We start from the raw sequence: 18,605 nt of genomic DNA on the forward strand, positions 1-18,605 counted from the left end.
TAATTCCATAATTAGCCATTTTGGGGCGTGTTATTAACAAGCGAATTTTACTGGGAGTTTGCGGCGGTATCGCGGCCTATAAAGCGGCGGAATTGCTGCGCCTGCTGCGCAAGCAAGGCTGCGAGGTCAGGGTGGTGATGACCGCCGCCGCCGCCCGGTTCGTGGCTCCGCTGACTTTCCAGGCCCTGAGCGGACATAGCGTGCACAGCGAATTGCTTGATCCGGAGCAGGAACAGGCGATGAGCCATATCCAACTGGCGCGCTGGGCCGATCTGCTCCTGATTGCACCGGCAACTGCGGATACATTGGCCAAAATGGCGCACGGATTGGCCGACGATTTGTTGTCGACTTTGTATCTGGCCGCCGAATGTCCGGTTTACGTGGCGCCGGCCATGAACCAGGCGATGTGGGGCAAGCCGGTTACCCAAGAAAGTATCGCTCGTTTGCAGCAGCACGGAGTGACGGTGATTGGCCCGGCTGCGGGCGAGCAAGCCTGCGGCGAGCAGGGATACGGGCGCATGGTCGAGCCGGCCGAAATCGTCCAAAGCGTATTGATCCAGTCCACTAGCGGTTTACTTGCCGGTGTGAAGCTGGTGGTCAGCGCCGGTCCGACCCGCGAGCCGTTGGATCCGGTGCGGTTTATCAGTAACCGTAGTTCCGGCAAGATGGGTTATGCGTTGACCAAAGCCGCTGTCGCCGCCGGCGCCAATGTGACTTTGGTCAGTGGCCCGGTGCATCTGCCGGCGCCGGCCGGCGCCAAATTCATTCAGGTCGAGACTGCATTGCAGATGTACCAGGCCGTGCTGAACGCTTGCTCTGATGCAGAACTTTATATCGGTGCGGCGGCAGTGGCTGATTATCGAGCCAAACAGGTCGCCGGGCGCAAACTGAAGAAAGGTGAAGCCGAAGACAGCGTGATTGAGTTGGAAAAGAATCCGGATATCGTCGCCGCGGTTGCACGACTACTGCCCAAACCTTGGGTCGTCGGTTTTGCCGCCGAAACCGACGACCTTGAGAACTACGCGCTGGGCAAGCTGCACAGTAAAAATCTGGACATGATTGCCGCTAACTGGGTAGGGCGGGCCGAAGGCGGCTTCGATTCCGAGCGCAACGCCTTGCAGGTGTTCTGGCGGGATGGCCGAAAAACGCTGGAGATGGCCGACAAAACCAGTCTGGCGGTGCAGTTGTTGCAATTGATTGCCGAGAGAATGCATGAAAAAAATCCAATTAAAAATCCTTGATTCACGCTTGGGCGAGCAGATCCCGTTGCCGGCTTACGCTACGCCGGGTTCGGCCGGGCTGGATTTGCGGGCCTGTCTGGAACAGGCGTTGACGTTGCAGCCCGGCCAGACTGCGCTGATTCCGACCGGTCTGGCGATTCATATCGACGATCCGCATTTGGCGGCAATGCTGCTGCCTCGATCCGGCTTGGGCCACAAACACGGCATCGTGTTGGGTAACCTGGTCGGTTTGATCGATTCGGATTACCAGGGCCAGGTGTTCGTGTCCTGTTGGAATCGCGGCACTGAGCCATTCACCGTCGAAGTGGGCGAACGCGTCGCCCAAATGGTGTTCGTGCCGGTTGCGCAAGTGGAATTCGAATGCGTTGCCGAATTCGATGCCAGCCATCGCGGTAGCGGCGGTTTCGGGCATAGCGGTCGGCATTGATCGAGGGCAACCATGGGGCGCATATTCAGCATCGTCGCCGGCATTGCCGTCTTTATGGTCTTATTGGCCGGCGGCGGCGCATATTGGTTCTCGGCGGCCAAAGTCGCTGAGACGCAACAAACCAGCGTTACAGCCGTAGCGAACGGCATGGCCGTCAGTTTGTCGACCCAAATCGACACCTTGCAACACGTTGTCGATGGCCTGGCACTAGCGCCGGACGTAATTGCCGTGTTCAGCCCCGAGACTCAGGATGCTGCAAACCGCATTACCGTGGCAGCCAGATTGCAGAGCGTGATCCCGAACGCATTGAAAGTGCGTTTGCTGCCGGCGAATGTAAGTGAGCCGGATTTGACTCAAGCGCCGAACATGGGGTTTGCCGACTTGGAAATGGTCAGGGCGACGCTCGCCGCCAAACAAAAGCCGTCGGTGCAAGGCGAGGGCGAACACCGACACCTGGCGATAACCAGCTTGGTCATTAAAGATCAGCAGCCGATCGGCGTGATACTGGTCAGTTTGAAACCTGATGCATTGCAATTGTTAATCGGCAAAACCAGTTTCAGCGGCGGTTTTGTCGAAGTTCGCCAAGACAGTGCCGTATTGGCCACTGCCGGCAATTCCGCAGCCAAACTTGACGATCCCCAGACCCTGCCGTTGCTTAACAGTCGCTGGCAACTGGATTTGTGGACAGGTGAGGCTACCGAGCCTGCCGATTTGGTGCTGTTTCTGTGCATTATCCTGATCCCGGCGTTGTTGTTGAGTCTGGCGTTTTTTATCGGTTACCGAAAATTGGCCGACTATTTGCGGCACGACCAGAGCAGTATATTGAAGGCTGCCAAGGATATGATGACCGGCAAAAGTGCGGGGCATTATCCGGTGCAACTGGACGAGATGCGTCCGATCGTGTCCACCTTGGCCCAATTCAAACGAATTCTGGAACATGAAAAGCAACCCGAGAAGCCGGTCGAAGTCGACGAGGATTTCGATTTTTTCGAGGAATCGTTCGATATGGATTTTGTCGAGCCCTCCAAGTCTGCCGCGGTTGCAGAGCATTACGCCAGCGTGCCGATAGCGTTGTCCTCGGCGCCGGTTAGTCTGCCCGAGCCGACGCCTGTGGCCGAGGTAAAGCCTGCCAAGCCCGCGGGCAAGAGTGGCGATATTTTTAAAGCTTATGATATTCGCGGCGTAGTCGGTCGCGACCTGACGGCAGAAACGGTGCGGGCGATCGGCTTGGTGCTGGCGAACGAGGCTCGGCAACAGCAGGTCAGGACCATCGTGTTGGGCCGAGACGGCCGTTTGACCAGTCCCGAGTTAGCGGATGCCATGGCTCAAGGTTTGACAGCCGGCGGCTGCGATGTGCTCGACATCGGTTTGGTGCCGACGCCGCTGTTGTACTTTGTCGCTCACCACAGCGAAGGCGCTAGCGGCGTGATGGTGACCGGCAGCCATAATCCGAAAGAATACAACGGCCTCAAACTGGTTTTGAACGGCGAGACCTTATCCGGCGAAAAGTTGCAACAATTGAAACAGCGTCTGGAAGCGGGCGACTACAGCCAGACCGAGCCCGGCTCGATTCAACGCAACAGCCTGTTCGGCAACGAATATATCGGCATGATTACGGAAGATCTGCATCTGGTGCGACCGATGAAGGTCGTCGTCGATTGCGGGAACGGTGCGGCCGGACGGTTGGCGCCGATGTTGCTGAAAACCCTGGGTTGCGAAGTGGTCGAGCTGTTTTGCGAGATCGACGGCAATTTTCCCAATCACCATCCGGATCCCAGCAAGCCGGAAAACCTGACCGACTTGGTGTCTGCCGTCAAACATTACGAGGCCGATATCGGCTTGGCTTTCGACGGCGACGGCGATCGTTTGGGCGTGGTGGACTCGACCGGTAAAATTATCTGGCCGGACCGGCAAATGATGTTGTTCGCCCGCGATGTGCTGACGCATAAGCCTGGGTCGGAGATCATTTATGACGTGAAATGCTCCCGGCATTTGCACGATCAGATTGTTAAACGCGGAGGTCGGCCCTTGATGTGGAAAAGCGGCCATTCGCTGGTGAAAGCCAAGCTGAAAGAAACTGCGGCGGCCCTGGCCGGAGAAATGAGCGGCCATATATTTTTCAACGATCGGTGGTTCGGTTTCGACGATGCGCTGTATGCCGGCGCCCGGCTGGTCGAGATCCTTTCCAACGATATGCGAAGTAGCGGCGAGTTGTTTGCCGATCTGCCGGACAGTGTCAACACCCCGGAACTGCACGTGCCGGTGGCGGAAGGCCAAGGAGCCGGTTTGATGGAGCGCTTATTCGCTCAAGCCGAGTTCAAGGGTGGGAAAATCGTCAATATCGACGGTATGCGCGTCGAGTTTGCCGATGGCTGGGGCTTGGTCCGCGCCTCGAATACCACGCCGGTGTTGACCGTCCGGTTCGAAGCCGACACCCAGGAAGCGATGCAGCAAATTCAGGCGCAGTTCAGGCAACTGCTGCTGAAAGTGAATCCCGACCTTCATTTGCCATTTTAATTGTTAGAGACCATGAAAGAAAAAACCGCACACCAGATTGCCCACGTCCTGATCGAAGCCCTGCCGTACATTCAAAAATTCAAAGGCCGGACGGTCGTGATCAAATTCGGCGGTAATGCCATGGTCGACGATGCGTTGAAGCACAGCTTCGCGCGTGACATCGTGTTAATGAAGCTGGTGGGTATCAACCCTATCGTCGTACACGGTGGCGGCCCGCAGATCGGGAACCTGCTGGGGCGGCTGGGCAAGACCTCAGAGTTTGTCGACGGTATGCGCGTGACCGACAGTGAAACCATGGACGTGGTGGAAATGGTTTTAGGCGGCTTGGTCAACAAAGAGATCGTCAATTTGATCAATCTGCAAGGCGGTAAGGCGGTAGGTTTGACCGGAAAGGACGGCAACTTCATTCACGCCCGCAAAATCAATATCACCAAAGCCGGCGCGTCGCTGGACGATGCGCCGGAAATCATTGATTTAGGCCATGTCGGCGAGGTCAGCAGCATCGATCCGGCGGTGGTGGAAATGCTGGGCAACAGCGATTTTATTCCGGTGATAGCGCCGATCGGTGTTGGCAAGGACGGTCATTCCTACAATATCAACGCCGATCTGGTGGCGGGCAAGGTTGCCGAGGTGTTGAAAGCCGAAAAGCTGATGCTGCTGACTAATACCCCGGGTATTTTGGATAAACAGGGCAACTTGCTGACCGGATTGACCTTGACCGACATCGACAACTTAATCGCTGACGGTACGATATCGGGCGGCATGATTCCGAAAACCCGCTGTGCGACTGATGCGTTGAAAGGCGGTGTCACCAGCGTCCATATCATTGACGGCAGGGTTGACCATGCCGTGTTACTGGAGTTGTTTACCGACCAGGGCGTCGGTACATTACTGCTGCGCCGCTAATTGGGATTGGATAAACGGGGCGAACGCTTCGCGAATGGCTTGGGCTTTGGCGCTGGCGCACAGTTCCAAACCTAGGCTGGATTGGCGGCAGCGTATGTCGAGAAATATCTGGCGGACGTCGTTCCTTTCCAGTAGAGACGCCGACAGGCTTAGATCGGTATCGGTTTGCGGTGCCGCCCGCATGATCAGTTTTTCGCTTTCCACGTCTTGGCCGGTAGTGGAGTTGCTGGCGACAAATTCGCCGGCGATTTTCCAGGCCTTTTCGCATTGAACCGCATCTTCGCAGACGAACAAGCCTAGTTCGTTACTGGCGTTGCTGGCGGCTAGAGAGGATTTGTCGGTTTTCCCGGTTTTTTGCGATTGGGTCAAAAACTGGAAGCGGGCAACATCGGCTTTGAACTCTTTTTCGCTGTTTTGCCGTTCCAATTGGTGGCGTTGCAGATCTTGTTTGGCCGCGTCTATTTGTTGTTTGCTGGCGGCAATGTCGCCGAGTAGTTTGTCGGGCAATTTGCTGCCGCTACGTTCTAGATTGGCGGCCTGTTGTTGCTGTTGCCGTAATTGCGATTCCAGTAAATCGATGTTGCCCTCGATCACCTTACGCGCCGCATCGATCGCGGCTAATTTGTTGGCGATCGCTTTTTCCAAATCGTCGACGCTGCGGAAGGTGCTGAGTAAGACTTTATCGTTGGCCGCTTGTTTCGTGATGATCTTCTCCTGCTCCTTGCGCAGTTCGTCCAGGCGTTTTTGCTGGGTGAGTTGCTCTGCGGTTTTGGCTTTTTCTACCACATCCGTCACCCGTGCCTTTTCGTTTAGGGTTTCCCGTTTGTGCTGGACCTGATCGGGCGGAACTTGGTCGGAAAAATAAACGTTACCGCTGTCGTCGACCCAACGATACATTTTTTTGGCAAAGGCCGGATCGGCAGCCAACATCGGCATGACCAGAGCGAGCGCTAGCAGGATGCGTTTGGCGGTGTTGTTCGGTGTGCCCATATTTTTCGGCGATCCGACCTAGCCCAAGATCGTGGCCAGCTGATGTAATGGCGGTAATATCATCATTTTTGCCAGTTGCAACAACACCAGTGCTGCCAAAGGCGACAAGTCAATGCCGCCTAAATCGGGCAATACTCTGCGGCAAACGTTCAGCAGCGGTTCGGTCAAACTGTACAAGATCGATGAGGCGCTGCTGTAACTGCCCGCTGCGAACCAGCTCAGGATCGCTGCGGCAAAAATGGCGTAGACAAAAATGTCCAACAGCATTTTTACTAGGTCGGTAAACGACAGCAACAGCAAAGCGACTACGCTGATCGATAAACTCTTCAGTGCCAGAATCGAAAAATTGGCGATCATTTGCAGTACCAGAGCCAGAACCAGCGAGGAACTGTCGATACGGCCGATCGCCGGGATAAAGCGCCGCATGATCCTTAACGGCGGATGGGTGATTTTGACCAGAAACTGCGAAATCGGATTGTAAAAATCGGCTTGGGTCCATTGCAGCAAAAACCGCAAAGCGACCGCCAGGATGTAGAGCGAGAACAGGGTGTCGATCAAAAACACCAAGGGATCTGTCATGTAGTTACTGCCCATCAGTCGGCTCCGAGTTGTTTTGACATTTCAATCGAGCGGTCCCTGGCGGCATGCAGGGCTTTCGATACCAAATCTACGAAGCCGTGTTGCAGAAAGGTCTCTACGGCTCGCTGCGTTGTACCGCCTGGCGATGTTACTCGGGCCCGCAGTTGTGCCGGAGATTCGGCGGATTCCAGGGCGATTTTCGCCGCGCCCAACGCAGTTTGCTGAATTAATAAACGCGCGGAATGTTCGTCCAGACCCAATTCCAAAGCGGCCTGCTCCATCGCTTCCATTAATAGAAAAAAATAGGCCGGGCCGCTGCCGGAGACGGCAGTAACGGCGTCGAGTTTGGCCTCGTCCCCGAACCATAACGTCAAGCCGACGGCGCGCAGGATGTTCTCGGCCAGGTCTTTCTGTTCCTCGTTGACTTGCGGATTGGCGTGCAATGCCGTGGCACCGGTTTGAACCAAAGCCGGGGTGTTGGGCATGCAACGGACGATGGCGGTGTTTGCGCCCAGCCATAGCGCCAAGCTTTGTTGACCGATGCCGGCGGCGATCGACACTACCAGAACGTTCTTTTGTTTCAGTTGCGGTGCGATTTGCAAGCAGACGTCTCGCAGAATCTGCGGTTTGACCGCCAGAACCACGACGTCGGCTTCGTTGGCGATATCAGCGTTATCGGCGGAAATATTGACGTGCAATTGATCGGCGTGGGACTTCAGCATGTCGGGAGCGGCATCGGATACCCAAATTTGCTGGGGCGAGTGGCCGCTGGCTATCAGACCGCGCATCAAGCTGGTTGCCATGTTGCCGCCGCCGATAAAGCCGATTGTTTTAGTGTTCATAGCTTACTGAAAAATAAATTGTATCGTGATGGAAACCGCTGTTGGCAGCGCATTCTACATGACAATGGTGGCCGCGGATTAAATCTCAAGCCGTGGCCGATTCCCGGAATCCGATATGCCGCGGGCGGAAACCGGATAGTAGCAGAGCGCTGCCGTAAACGATTATCGCCAAGCCGATTGTCGCCGCCAAGTTCAGGCCGCGTTGAGCGGCGTTCCAATTCAGCCATAAGCCGGCATCGACAAAATAGTACAAAAATGCCGACATGGCTGCATTGGCCGCCACAATCCGTCCAATATAACCGTACCAACCGGCGCAAGGTTGGTAAATGCGCGTCGTAACCAGGTTGCGTAACAATAGCAGTGCGTTGAGATAGGCGGATAAGGTGGTCGCCAAGGCGACTCCGGCATGAGCCAAAGGCCAGACCAAAATCAAGTTGAAGGCCACATTGGCAAGCATCGAATACCCGCCGAATCTTGTCGGTGTGCGGGTGTCGTGGCGGGAGGTAAAGCCGGGGGCCAGCACTTTAATTAGCATAAAAGCCAACAAGCCCAGCGAATACGCGATCAAGCTGCGGCCGGCCATCTTGACGTCGCCGCTGTCGAATTCGTTGTATTGGAACAAGGTGGAAAGTAAAGGTTCGGCCAGAAATGCCAATCCCAAAGTGGCCGGCATGCCGATTAGTAGCGTCAGTTTCAAGCCCCAATCCAATGCCTTGGAAAATCCAAGCTGGTCCGACGTGGCATGATGTGCCGACAGATGCGGCAAAATCACGGTGGCGACGGCAATGCCGAGGATTCCAAGCGGGAATTCGACCAGGCGGTCTGAGTAATACAGCCAGGACACGCTGCCCGGAGCCAGAAAAGAAGCTACCAAAGTGCCGAACAGCAAGTTGACCTGCACCACCGAGACGCCGAAAATAGCCGACGGCATCCGCGTCAGCATGCGTCTTACGTCCGGGTCGCGGTAGGCCCAGCGTGGCCGCGGTAGCAAGCCGAGGCGCAACAACGGCGGAATTTGAAATGCCAACTGTATCGCTCCGGCCGCGAATACGCCCCAAGCCAGCGCGACAATCGGTTGGTCCATCAGCGGTGCCAGCCAGATTGCGGCAGCGATCATCCCGAGGTTCAAGATCACCGGTGTCAAAGCCGGAACCGCAAATCGGCCTTGGGCATTCAATATTGCGCCGGCAAAAGCGACCAATGTGACGAAAAACAGGTAAGGAAATGTGATGCGCAGCATTTGTACGGTCAACTCGTATTGGCTGCCTTCCCACAAAAATCCCGGCGCAAACACCAGGATTAACAAGGGGGCTGCAACGACTCCGGCCAGCGCGACCGGAGCCAGTAACGCTGCCAAGGTGCCTGAGCTGCGGTCTATGAACTGGCGTAATGCTTCTCTAGTACCTTTCTGATGGTAATCGGACAGCAGCGGTACGAAGGCTTGAGCGAAAGCGCCTTCGGCAAATAAACGGCGTAAAAAATTGGGAATCCGGAACGCGACGAAGAAAGCATCGGTGGCAGCATTAACCCCGAAAATATTGGCGAACAGCATGTCTCTGGCGAAGCCCATCAACCGCGAAATCAATGTCATACTGCCGACAATGGCGGTTGATTTGAAAAGCTGTTTACTCACGAATCTTCCCGTCTATTCAGACGCACCTAAAAATTTGACAATCATAGCATTCAAAAAGATAATATGCGGTTCCAAATTCACTGAAACAAATTGATAGACTATGGCGAATTCACCACAAGCTAGAAAAAGAGCGCGTCAGGCAGAGAAAAGCCGTATTCGCAATGCCGGACAGCGCAGCAACTTACGCACTTTCATCAAAAAAGTGATCGCCGCTGTTAGAGCAGGCGATAAAGAGCAAGCGCAAGCCGCGTTCAAAGTGGCTGTCCCTGTTATCGATTCAGCCGTCAACAAAGGCTTGATCCACAAAAATAAAGCCGCCCGCGGTAAAAGCAGATTGAATAACAGACTGCGCGCCATGGCTTAATTTTGGTTTAGGCATAATCGATTGCAAAAGGCCCGGATGGAAACGTCCGGGCCTTTTTTGTGCCTGGCGTTTTTTCAGTTGCCGAGTGATGTTTTAGTCGTCGCACTTGGCGCCACGTTTTCGGACAATCGTTTGCTCGCCGCGGAAGACTTTTTTCCGGTCGCGTTTGCGGCTGTTAAACAAGCTGCTAATCTGTTACTGCTTAAGAATATCAGTAAAAGGTAATCGCCATGAATAACCAAGATCAAGCCAAGCTGCGCTGGGGAATACTCGGGGCGGCGCGTATCAACGAGCGCCTGCTGCCGGCTATAGTCGAGGCTCAGAATTCCGAATTGGTCGGGATAGCCAGCCGGCGGCCGGGAGCCGCCGCGCAAACTTTGGCTCAATACGCTCCTTGCCATCCCAATATTCAAAGTTACGACAATCTGGACAGCCTGCTCAACGACGACGACGTGCAAGCCATATATTTGCCGATGGCCAACCACGAACACGCGGAATGGGCCCTACGAGCCATCGAGCACCGCAAACACGTACTCTGCGAAAAACCGATGGCTTTGGCCGTGGCCGACATCGATGCCATCGAAACCGCCGCCCGCCGCTATCGGGTGACGGTCATGGAAGGGTTTATGTACCGTTTCCATCCGCAGCATGCTCGGGTATTGGAATTGATCGGCTCCGGCTTGATCGGCGAGGTGCGTTCGGTACGAGCTAGCTATTCGTTCATGATGCGGCCGGCGCGGATGTACCGGCTGGCGGAGGATGTTTCGCGCGGCGGCGGTGCGATGTGGGATATCGGCTGCTATGCGATCCATTCGTTGCGGATGTTTTTTCAGCAGGCGCCGCGCACGGTTACTGCTTTATCCAAGTATGTCGAAAGCGGTGCCGACATCACCACCAGCGGGGTGCTGGATTTTGGAGACGGCAAATTTGGCCACTTCGATTTCAGTTTCGAGCGGGCGCGGCGTTGCGAATACGAAATCATCGGCACCCGGGGCGGCATAAAATGCCACGTCGTCTGGCAATTGCCGGGCGATATCCCGATTATTTCCTGGTGGACCGAGGACGGCCGCTTCGCCGAAGAACGGATGCCGGCAGCGAACCATTTTCGTTTGGAGATCGAACATTTCAGCGATTGCGTGCTAAACGGCAAGCAGCCGCAATTGTCGTTCGACGATGCCCGCGACAATTGCCGGACGATTGTCGCTGCGTTGCAAGCGGCCGCCGAAGGGCGGACGGTAAAAATTTAGCGGAACCCGCGCCGGCCCGGACTTGAATCCGGGCCGGCGCGGCGGGCTTATTTGCTGAAGGTCAGGCCGTCGTTGGCAACATCGATTTTTATCGTATTGCCCGGCAAGAAACGGCCGGCCAATATTTTGTTAGCCAACGGATTTTCCAATTGGCGTTGTATCGCCCGTTTCAATGGCCGTGCGCCGTAGACCGGATCGAAGCCGGCCTCGCCGAGTAGATCCAAGGCCGGTTCGCTGACGGCCAAGCCGATCTCCTTCTCTTGCAGACGACGGCGCAGCAAATCGATCTGGATTTTGCAGATTGCCCGAATCTGGTCTTGCTCCAGCGGATGGAACACCACGGCCTCGTCGACCCGGTTGATAAATTCCGGGCGGAAATGCTGGCCGACGATGTCCATTACCGCGTCTTTCATTTCGGCATAGTTGTCTTCGCCCGCCAGTTCCTGAATCACGCTGGAGCCCAGGTTGGACGTCATCACCACCACCGTGTTCTTGAAATCCACGGTGCGGCCCTGGCCGTCGGTCAATCGGCCGTCGTCAAGGACTTGCAGCAATACATTGAACACGTCGTTGTGGGCTTTTTCGATTTCGTCGAGCAGGATCACAGAGTAGGGCTTACGACGTACGGCTTCGGTCAGGTAACCGCCTTCTTCGTAGCCGACGTAACCCGGCGGTGCGCCGATCAAACGCGCGACCGAATGTTTCTCCATGAATTCCGACATATCGATGCGCACCATGGCTTCTTCGGTGTCGAACATGAATTCGGCCAAGGCCTTGCACAACTCGGTTTTACCGACGCCGGTCGGTCCCAAGAACAGGAACGAGCCGTTCGGCCGGTTCGGGTCGGAAAGCCCGGCGCGGGAGCGGCGGATCGCGTTGCTGACCGCTTTCAAGGCTTCAGTTTGGCCGATCACGCGTTTGCCCAGCTCTTCTTCCATTCGCAACAATTTCTCCCGCTCGCCTTCCATCATTTTCGAGACCGGGATGCCGGTCCATTTCGATACGACTTCGGCGATTTCCTCATCCGTGACTTTGCTGCGCAATAATTTGGCTTCCTGCATTTCGGCTTGCGATGCCAAGTCCAGCTCCTTCTCCAGTTTCGGAATCTCGCCGTATTGCAGCTCCGACATCCGGGTGTAATCCTGATTGCGGCGGGCAGCTTCCAACTCCAGGCGGGCGTGTTCCAGCCGCTCTTTAATCGTCGCCGTGCCTTGCAGCGCCGCCTTTTCAGCTTTCCAGATTTCGTCGAGATCGGAATATTCTTTCTCCAATTCGGCAATGTCTTCCTGCAAGGTTTCCAGGCGTTTTTTCGAGGCTGGGTCGCTTTCGTTTTTCATCGCTTCGCGTTCGATTTTCAGCTGAATCAGGCGGCGGTCGAGTTTATCCATCGCTTCCGGTTTGGAATCCATTTCCATCCGAATCCGGCTGGCGGCTTCGTCGATCAGATCAATGGCCTTGTCCGGCAATTGCCGGTCGGAGATATAACGGTGCGAAAGCATCGCCGCGGCGACGATGGCCGGGTCGGTGATATCGACGCTGTGGTGGATTTCGTAACGTTCCTTCAAGCCGCGCAGGATGGCGATGGTGTCTTCGACACTGGGCTCGTCGACCAGGACTTTTTGGAAGCGGCGTTCCAATGCGGCGTCCTTTTCGATGTATTGGCGGTATTCGTCCAGCGTCGTCGCACCCACGCAATGCAGCTCGCCGCGCGCCAGGGCAGGCTTGAGCATATTGCCGGCGTCCATCGCCCCTTCGGCTTTGCCGGCGCCGACCATGGTATGCAACTCGTCGATGAACAGAATCACCTGGCCTTCCAGCTTGGCGATGTCGTTCAAGACGGCTTTCAGGCGCTCCTCGAACTCGCCGCGGAATTTGGCGCCAGCGATCAGCGCCGCCATGTCCAGCGACAGCAATTGTTTGCCCTTGATGCCTTCCGGCACCTCGCCGTTGACGATGCGTTGGGCCAGGCCTTCGACGATCGCAGTTTTACCGACGCCGGGCTCGCCGATCAACACCGGGTTGTTCTTGGTGCGGCGTTGCAAGACTTGTATCGTGCGGCGGATTTCGTCGTCGCGGCCGATCACCGGATCCAGCTTGCCTTGCTCGGCCCGCTCGGTCAGATTGATCGTGTATTTTTTTAAAGCCTGGCGCTGGTCTTCGGCATTGGCATCGTTGACGTTCTGGCCGCCGCGCATGTTGTCGATGGCTTTTTCGACGGCCGATGCGGTGACGCCGGCCTTTTTCAGCAGGTTCTGCAAGGTTCCGTTGGTGTCCAGCGCCGCTAACAGGAACAGTTCGCTGGAGATGTAGGCGTCTTTGCGCTTTTGTGCCAGTTTGTCGGTCAGATTCAGCATCCGCGACAATTCGTTGGAAATCTGCACGTCGCCGCCGGCGCCTGAAACGCTGGCCAAACGGTCGATCTCTTTCAACAGATCGTTGCGCAAGGCGTTGACCTGAACCCCGACCTGCTGCAACAAAGGTTTGATACTGCCGCCTTCCTGGTCGATCAAGGCCTGCATGACATGCAATGGCTCAATGAACTGGTGGTCTTTGCCGAGCGCCAGACTTTGCGCGTCGCCGAGAGCCTGTTGAAATTTACTGGTTAATTTATCCATTCGCATGCAGCGTACCTCGTTAGGAAAATAAGTTTGGTTGCGACCGACATGGGGCGGCATGAGTCGGTTTTCAAGCGTCGAGGCTTGGGCTGGACAAAATTTCCGCTTAGTCTTCAGGGGAATGCCCGAATATCGCCGGTAGCTTAGACCATTGATTCAAAGTACAATGCCCGCGCTCAGATAATAGATGTTCGCGGCTTATCGCCACTGCTTCAGGCAGCAACGGTTGCCATTAATGTCGGTCTGCGTAACCAATAGTTTTATTTTGTAGGAGTTTTAAGATGGCAACAGGCACTGTAAAGTGGTTTAACAACACCAAAGGTTTTGGATTTATCGAGCCTTCCGAAGGAAAAGAAGATGTGTTCGTACATCATTCCGTGATTTTGGGAGAAGGTTTTAAAACCTTGTCGCCTGGCCAATCGGTCCAGTTCGATATCGAATCCGGCCCCAAAGGCTTGACCGCCACCAATGTGTCGCCCAGATAAACCTTAACGGTTACGGAAACAAAAGGCTCTTGATTGTTCAAGGGCCTTTTTTATGCGCGAAACAAAGCCGTTTCGCTAGGGGACGGCCCGTCCAGCAAGCTATAATGCAGACTCCTTTTCTAAACTGGGATTAGAGTATGGCACGCGAATTTTCATCGTTAAAACAATTGGATATCCCGGTTAAAGTGCTGTTCACCGGTTATTTGACAACGGTGGCGGTCGGTTATCTGGTGGCGTTGATTCAGATCCTGTTTACCCACGGGATGGCCGACGGTAAATTCGGCTTGTCGATAGACGACATCGTCTACAGCTACTACGGGAACCGCTCCGGCACGGTGTTGGAGACCAAACTGAATGGTTCGATGAAGGAAAACGCCTCGGAACAGGAGCGGTTTCAAATCATTCAATGGGTGCGCGACGGCGCCGACCAGGACGAATACGAAGAGTCCGGCGTGGCCAAGATCATTCAGGAACGCTGCGTGATGTGCCACAACAAGGAATCGTCGCTGCCGGATTTCACCGATTTCAAGGTTCTGAAGGAGTTGACCAAAGAGGACGAAGGCGCCACCTTCGGCTCGTTGACTCGGGTGTCGCATATCCATTTGTTCGGCATCAGTTTCATATTCATGTTTGTCGGCTTGATTTTCAGTTTTGCCGAAACCAGTACCGTCAAATACAAGTCGATCGCGATCGGCATGCCATATGTTTTCCTGCTAGTGGATATTTTGTCGTGGTGGTTGACCAAATTGCATCCGATATTTGCTTGGCTGGTGGTATTGGCCGGCGGCGGCATGGCGGTATCGTTTGCGTTTATGTGGACGGTGTCGGTGGCGGAAATGTGGCTATTCGACAAAGTGTTTCTGGATGGGCAAGGCCAACCCAGGCCGCAGTGGAGTACCATCGTCGAAACCAAATTCGAGGAGTTAGGCGGCATTGATGCTTACCGCAAATTGGCCGCTTGGGCCAAGCGGACGGGCTCGTCTGCATGCGCGCTCTGCCAAAGCAAGTTGGCGCCTTACCTGCAAGGTTTGTGTGCAAAAATCTTTAAAAAAGACAAATAGTTAACGAGTGTGATTGCGTCTGCAAAATGCTGACAAAAATTAAAGTTATGGGCTGTCGGCCGCTACGCTAAGCGGTATGATGCAAACCTGTTTTGCAGGAGGTGTACCATGATTACCAACGCTCTGAATAGTGCCACCAGCCTGATCTCGCAAGCTCAGCAAAAGGCCAGTACCGCTGCGCAAACTATCGCAAGTCTGCCGGTTCAGGAGCAGGAGGTCGGTGGTTCTAAAGATGTCGGTTCGGCGGAGATGTTCAAGCCGGTGTTGAGTTTGAAAGAAGCCGAATTGGAAACTTCGGCCGGCGTCAAAATCATCAAGGCCCACGAAAAAATGCTGGGTTCGATATTAGATATTCGCGCTTAATAACTGACGCTGACGTCATAGCCCAGGGCGCTGACGTCGGCTGCCAAAGCATCCATGCTAGCTGCGGATGCTTTGGCCAATTCCGCCGCTTCCGCTTGTAGAGACGGTCGCGCCAAGCTGTAAAGCATGATCTGCTCAATCTCTATTCCCATCTGCCGCAATTGTTTTAACAAACTCAAATAAGCTTGTTTCTCTTGGTCTGACCACGCAAATCGATAGCTGAAAACGCAGGTCTGTAATTTGGTTCGGCAAAGTTTTGCGGCGATTCGCAAGTGCTCCAACAGTTTCTGCTGGCTTTGCCCGGTCTGATTGATCAGCTTGCGGCCCGACTCGGTCGCGCTATCCAGCTTGAACCAAAGCTCGCCGTTGTAACGCGCCAAGGTTCTCAGTCCTTGTTGGACCGCGGATTGATGAATCAAACTGCCGTTACTGATCAGTACATAACGACTTTCCGGAAACAGGCCGGCTTGACTGGCGATCCCGCCTATGAGGTCGGCGGCGCGGTCGAAATTCTTCAAACTGGTGGGTTCGCCGTTACCGGAGATGGCGATGTCCTTAATCACGCGCTGCGGTTCCGGGATATTGAAGCGCTGATAAAAGTCGCCGTTTAAGACCTGATTCAGGAACTCTCGCAGCTCTTGCTCCAACAACGCAAAATCCAATTCCGGCGCATTACCGCGCTGCAGGCCGGGGACTTGGCAGTAGACGCAATGCCAGTTGCAGGCGTTGTTGGGATTGAAATTAATCCCAATCGACAGGCCGCCGGCGCGGCGGGAAATTACCGGATAAACGTAGCGCAGGCCGGCAATGTTCCGGTCGTGGTCGTTGGTGCTGAGAGTTTTCGGCATTCAAAATAGCTACTGCCGACCGGGCGGGAGCCGGCCGGCATTGACTGGCCGCTTAAAGTTTGACCAGAATTTCCCCGCGCCCGGCTTCGGCCATATCGCCGCCGAAGCGGCGCACCCGATTGAAGGCAATAGCTTTGTCGGCGAAGCGGGAGTTCAGCGATTTGAACGACGCGAACAGCATCGGCAGGAAGGCCAGCGTATGCGAGCCGCAATCGTTGAACGTGGCAGGCAATTGCGGTTGGTTCCACAATAGCAAAGTGCCGCGCCGCATGGCATAACCGGCGTAACGGCCAACTTGGCCCATCACGGCAATGGTTCCGGCGACCATGCGGGAGCCGCAATAGTCGCCGGCATTACCTTCGATCAAAATTTGGCCGCGGCGCAGGTGGTCGCCGCAACGCTGGCCGACGTTACCTTTGACCAGGATCGTGCCGCCTTTCATGCCTTGCTTGTTGCCAGGCAGCGCACCGCCGAGGAAATCTCCGGCATCGCCTTCGATTTGAATCAGACCGTTCTTCATTTCGCAGCCGGCATAAAGGCCTACATCGCCGATCACGTTGATCGTGCCGCCCTTCATCTGCATGCCCAAATAGGCGCCGGCTTCACCCTGTACGCTGATGCTGCCGTTTGCCAATTCTTTGCCGATGAAATCCAGCTTGCCGATGCTACCGACGATACTGATGTCGTCGGCATTGCTACCGGTAATATGAAACAATTGAGCGACCCGCAGCTTTTGCTTGCCGCATTGCAGTTCGATCGCTGCAATTTGGTCCAGACTCAGGCCGGCCAGTTTGTGGCAGACCAGCGGCGACATGTCGATGCGCTGCGCCGGCGGCGTTTCGATCAAAGTAAATGTCAACGAGGTCATGCCATGATCTCCTGCAAGTGAAAGTGGAATGGGCCGAGTTTGCCGCCGTAGTTACCGGCGCTGATGCGCTTGATGCCGTTGGCCGCACCCAGATCGCAAACCGCCTGAATGCCGACCCGCATCGCCTTGTCGATGTCTTCCTTGCTCAAACCGTCGATGACGATTTCCATCACCGATTCGATTTCCGGCGACAGATCGGTTTTGGTCACGCCTTTCAGCGTCGGGCAAAACGCATCGTTGGTCGAGGCGCTCAAGGCTTTGTATTTGGAGCCTACCTTCGATCCGGAGCGAACCACGCCGCCGGGGAAGGGCATGATCACGTTGGGGATTTTTTTCATCGCTTCGATCGCCGCTTCGCAGGCCGCCAGGGCTTGCGGTTGTGATTCTGCCAATACCAGAAAGTTACCGCCGCCGACCGCGTCAACCATGCCGGTCGTCGCTTCGGTCAGAAATTCGCCGTCCATTACCGGCACCCGCCAGTAACGTTTGCCACCGATTTTTTTTGCAATCTGAAAGCCGTCGCCAAAGAAGCGCAGGTTTTTACCCAGCGGAATCGGCTTGCCGCCTTCGATGCCGGCGAATAGTGCAGACGTCGGCGAAGTCAGCACGCACTGGCCGGCTCGGGTTTCCAATTGTTTGGCCAAGCCTTTGCCGCCCATCGCATAAATCATGATCGCGACGCCGGGGCGGCCGTCCGGGGTTTCGTCCGGACTCAACACCCGTTCGATGCCGGCTTCGCAGCCGCAGGCAATGACCGAGGTGGCGAAGCCGGTCATTGCCTGTGCGGAAATCATCGCCCATTTTTCGTTCTGGGCGGTGATGATGGCGCGCGTCGCTTTCATCGGGAAGGCTTCGGCGAAAGTTTTATCTATGGTGACGCCGTTAATTATCATCGTGGTTACTCATAGTCCGGAGTTCTGTATATCGATTTGCCGCGGTGGTTTAATCGAATTGGTTTTGATTGATTTGGTAGATCACGTGCCGCCCCGCGTGGTTATAAGTTTCGGCAACGGTGTTTACGTTAAAGCCATACTCGGGCGCGACGTGTTTCGGATCGTGTTCGGCGCCGACAAAATCGGAAAAGGGAATAAATATCTGCGCGTCCGGCTCCAGATAATCCGGTACTTCGCGAAAAAAACGGCGCAGTATTTGTTGGCCGCCGTCCTCGTTCAAGCCGAATGTACCGTTGGAGGGGTAATAATTGAAATTGAAAACAATCATGCCGAAACGTTTGGCCGGAACCGAGGCGAATAAATCGCTATGGATGAAGGCGCTCGGCGCTATATCCGGATTCAATGAACCGTTGTGGCGGGCACAGGCGACGGCGTCCGGATTAAAGTCGACACCGATAACCTCTTCGCAGCCGATTTTTTTCAATATAAACGCGAAATAGCCGCTGCCGCAGCCCATATCCAGTCCGGTCTTCACCGGTCTTTGCTGCAGCATGAAGTCGCCGAAAAAGGAGCTGGTCAAGCCGAAATCCGAGGGAAATACATTTTTCGCAATACTCAGAGTAATGCCATCCTGCTCGACCAGATAAGGCTGGCGTGCCAGATAATCGGCCAGCTCGGCTTCTCTGTCGGCGATTGTGATCGATGTTAGAGTCATCTTGTTCCTTG

At 55.2% G+C, this 18,605-nt stretch carries 18 protein-coding genes; 9 read left to right on the plus strand and 9 right to left on the minus strand.

Annotation, left to right across the window (positions count from 1 at the left end):
- Window positions 1-20: 20 nt before the first annotated feature.
- Genes coaBC through argB form a run of 4 tightly spaced genes read left to right on the plus strand, consistent with a single transcriptional unit; the run spans window position 21 to window position 5,091 of the window.
- Entirely contained in the window at window positions 21-1,241 is a 1,221-nt protein-coding gene (gene coaBC, locus ACH518_RS07740; protein ID WP_445372482.1) for a bifunctional phosphopantothenoylcysteine decarboxylase/phosphopantothenate--cysteine ligase CoaBC, read from the plus strand.
- On the plus strand, window positions 1,213-1,668 hold the full coding sequence (dut, locus tag ACH518_RS07745; RefSeq protein ID WP_445372483.1) for a dUTP diphosphatase: 456 nt from the start codon (window positions 1,213-1,215) through the stop codon (window positions 1,666-1,668). The genes coaBC and dut overlap by 29 nt, the downstream gene beginning before the upstream one ends.
- A gap of 12 nt (window positions 1,669-1,680) precedes the next feature.
- The gene (locus tag ACH518_RS07750) at window positions 1,681-4,185 is read left to right on the plus strand and encodes a phosphomannomutase/phosphoglucomutase (protein WP_445372484.1); all 2,505 of its coding nucleotides are present in this window, start codon (window positions 1,681-1,683) and stop codon (window positions 4,183-4,185) included.
- A gap of 12 nt (window positions 4,186-4,197) precedes the next feature.
- Complete coding sequence (gene argB / locus ACH518_RS07755) at window positions 4,198-5,091, plus strand: acetylglutamate kinase (protein WP_278209537.1); 894 nt, start codon at window positions 4,198-4,200, stop codon at window positions 5,089-5,091.
- Here the strand turns inward: argB and ACH518_RS07760 are convergent.
- From ACH518_RS07760 to murJ, 4 genes are all read right to left on the minus strand, one after another.
- Window positions 5,074-6,081 (minus strand): DUF4124 domain-containing protein, encoded by a 1,008-nt coding sequence (locus tag ACH518_RS07760; RefSeq protein WP_260839180.1) that lies wholly within the window; start codon window positions 6,079-6,081, stop codon window positions 5,074-5,076. The two genes, argB and ACH518_RS07760, sit on opposite strands and share 18 nt — an antisense overlap.
- An 18-nt stretch (window positions 6,082-6,099) precedes the next feature.
- The gene (locus ACH518_RS07765; protein WP_140910874.1) at window positions 6,100-6,675 is read right to left on the minus strand and encodes a YggT family protein; all 576 of its coding nucleotides are present in this window, start codon (window positions 6,673-6,675) and stop codon (window positions 6,100-6,102) included.
- On the minus strand, window positions 6,675-7,502 hold the full coding sequence (gene proC / locus ACH518_RS07770) for a pyrroline-5-carboxylate reductase (protein ID WP_445372485.1): 828 nt from the start codon (window positions 7,500-7,502) through the stop codon (window positions 6,675-6,677). The genes ACH518_RS07765 and proC overlap by 1 nt, the downstream gene beginning before the upstream one ends.
- Window positions 7,503-7,587: 85 nt before the next feature.
- Complete coding sequence (gene murJ / locus ACH518_RS07775; RefSeq protein WP_445372486.1) at window positions 7,588-9,135, minus strand: murein biosynthesis integral membrane protein MurJ; 1,548 nt, start codon at window positions 9,133-9,135, stop codon at window positions 7,588-7,590.
- 100 nt (window positions 9,136-9,235) lie between these two features.
- On the opposite strand from murJ, the gene rpsT reads away from it, so the two are divergent.
- Entirely contained in the window at window positions 9,236-9,499 is a 264-nt protein-coding gene (rpsT, locus tag ACH518_RS07780) for a 30S ribosomal protein S20 (protein ID WP_140910871.1), read from the plus strand.
- Between the two features lie 230 nt (window positions 9,500-9,729).
- Window positions 9,730-10,746, plus strand: coding sequence for a Gfo/Idh/MocA family protein (locus tag ACH518_RS07785; RefSeq protein WP_445372487.1), 1,017 nt, complete (start codon window positions 9,730-9,732; stop codon window positions 10,744-10,746).
- 47 nt (window positions 10,747-10,793) lie between these two features.
- On the opposite strand, the gene clpB is transcribed toward ACH518_RS07785, so the two are convergent.
- Entirely contained in the window at window positions 10,794-13,367 is a 2,574-nt protein-coding gene (clpB, locus tag ACH518_RS07790) for an ATP-dependent chaperone ClpB (RefSeq protein ID WP_445372488.1), read from the minus strand.
- 275 nt (window positions 13,368-13,642) lie between these two features.
- Between clpB and ACH518_RS07795 the strand changes: the two genes are divergently transcribed.
- The 3 genes from ACH518_RS07795 (at window position 13,643) to ACH518_RS07805 (ending at window position 15,270) form a co-directional block, all read left to right on the plus strand.
- Window positions 13,643-13,846 carry a cold-shock protein gene (locus tag ACH518_RS07795; RefSeq protein WP_140910868.1) on the plus strand — a complete coding sequence of 68 codons (204 nt, stop codon included), beginning with the start codon at window positions 13,643-13,645 and terminating at the stop codon, window positions 13,844-13,846.
- Between the two features lie 137 nt (window positions 13,847-13,983).
- Entirely contained in the window at window positions 13,984-14,907 is a 924-nt protein-coding gene (locus ACH518_RS07800) for a hypothetical protein (protein WP_445372489.1), read from the plus strand.
- A 108-nt stretch (window positions 14,908-15,015) separates the two neighbouring features.
- A complete protein-coding gene (locus ACH518_RS07805) occupies window positions 15,016-15,270 on the plus strand; it encodes a hypothetical protein (RefSeq protein ID WP_140910866.1) in 255 nt (84 codons plus the stop codon).
- Here the strand turns inward: ACH518_RS07805 and ACH518_RS07810 are convergent.
- From ACH518_RS07810 to ACH518_RS07825, 4 genes are read right to left on the minus strand one after another with little or no spacing between them, the layout of a single operon-like run.
- Entirely contained in the window at window positions 15,267-16,118 is an 852-nt protein-coding gene (locus tag ACH518_RS07810; protein WP_445372490.1) for a radical SAM protein, read from the minus strand. The genes ACH518_RS07805 and ACH518_RS07810 overlap by 4 nt on opposite strands.
- A gap of 52 nt (window positions 16,119-16,170) precedes the next feature.
- Window positions 16,171-16,986: a formylmethanofuran dehydrogenase subunit C gene (locus tag ACH518_RS07815; protein WP_140910864.1), complete on the minus strand. Its 816-nt coding sequence runs from the start codon at window positions 16,984-16,986 to the stop codon at window positions 16,171-16,173.
- Window positions 16,983-17,879: a formylmethanofuran--tetrahydromethanopterin N-formyltransferase gene (fhcD, locus tag ACH518_RS07820; protein WP_445372491.1), complete on the minus strand. Its 897-nt coding sequence runs from the start codon at window positions 17,877-17,879 to the stop codon at window positions 16,983-16,985. Before fhcD ends, ACH518_RS07815 begins: the two co-directional genes overlap by 4 nt.
- Window positions 17,880-17,928: 49 nt before the next feature.
- Window positions 17,929-18,594, minus strand: coding sequence for a methyltransferase (locus ACH518_RS07825; RefSeq protein ID WP_445372492.1), 666 nt, complete (start codon window positions 18,592-18,594; stop codon window positions 17,929-17,931).
- Window positions 18,595-18,605: the final 11 nt, after the last annotated feature.

The sequence above is a fragment of the Methylomonas sp. HW2-6 genome, assembly GCF_052474525.1.

Excerpts from the sequence above, each read along its gene's own strand:
- dut (WP_445372483.1), top strand. The coding sequence starts at position 1,213 with ATGAAAAAAATCCAATTAAAAATCCTTGATTCACGCTTGGGCGAGCAG.
- ACH518_RS07750 (WP_445372484.1), top strand. The coding sequence starts at position 1,681 with ATGGGGCGCATATTCAGCATCGTCGCCGGCATTGCCGTCTTTATGGTC.
- argB (WP_278209537.1), top strand. The coding sequence starts at position 4,198 with ATGAAAGAAAAAACCGCACACCAGATTGCCCACGTCCTGATCGAAGCC.
- ACH518_RS07760 (WP_260839180.1), bottom strand. The coding sequence starts at position 6,081 with ATGGGCACACCGAACAACACCGCCAAACGCATCCTGCTAGCGCTCGCT.
- ACH518_RS07765 (WP_140910874.1), bottom strand. The coding sequence starts at position 6,675 with ATGGGCAGTAACTACATGACAGATCCCTTGGTGTTTTTGATCGACACC.
- proC (WP_445372485.1), bottom strand. The coding sequence starts at position 7,502 with ATGAACACTAAAACAATCGGCTTTATCGGCGGCGGCAACATGGCAACC.
- rpsT (WP_140910871.1), top strand. The coding sequence starts at position 9,236 with ATGGCGAATTCACCACAAGCTAGAAAAAGAGCGCGTCAGGCAGAGAAA.
- ACH518_RS07785 (WP_445372487.1), top strand. The coding sequence starts at position 9,730 with ATGAATAACCAAGATCAAGCCAAGCTGCGCTGGGGAATACTCGGGGCG.
- clpB (WP_445372488.1), bottom strand. The coding sequence starts at position 13,367 with ATGCGAATGGATAAATTAACCAGTAAATTTCAACAGGCTCTCGGCGAC.
- ACH518_RS07795 (WP_140910868.1), top strand. The coding sequence starts at position 13,643 with ATGGCAACAGGCACTGTAAAGTGGTTTAACAACACCAAAGGTTTTGGA.
- ACH518_RS07800 (WP_445372489.1), top strand. The coding sequence starts at position 13,984 with ATGGCACGCGAATTTTCATCGTTAAAACAATTGGATATCCCGGTTAAA.
- ACH518_RS07805 (WP_140910866.1), top strand. The coding sequence starts at position 15,016 with ATGATTACCAACGCTCTGAATAGTGCCACCAGCCTGATCTCGCAAGCT.
- ACH518_RS07810 (WP_445372490.1), bottom strand. The coding sequence starts at position 16,118 with ATGCCGAAAACTCTCAGCACCAACGACCACGACCGGAACATTGCCGGC.
- ACH518_RS07815 (WP_140910864.1), bottom strand. The coding sequence starts at position 16,986 with ATGACCTCGTTGACATTTACTTTGATCGAAACGCCGCCGGCGCAGCGC.
- fhcD (WP_445372491.1), bottom strand. The coding sequence starts at position 17,879 with ATGATAATTAACGGCGTCACCATAGATAAAACTTTCGCCGAAGCCTTC.
- ACH518_RS07825 (WP_445372492.1), bottom strand. The coding sequence starts at position 18,594 with ATGACTCTAACATCGATCACAATCGCCGACAGAGAAGCCGAGCTGGCC.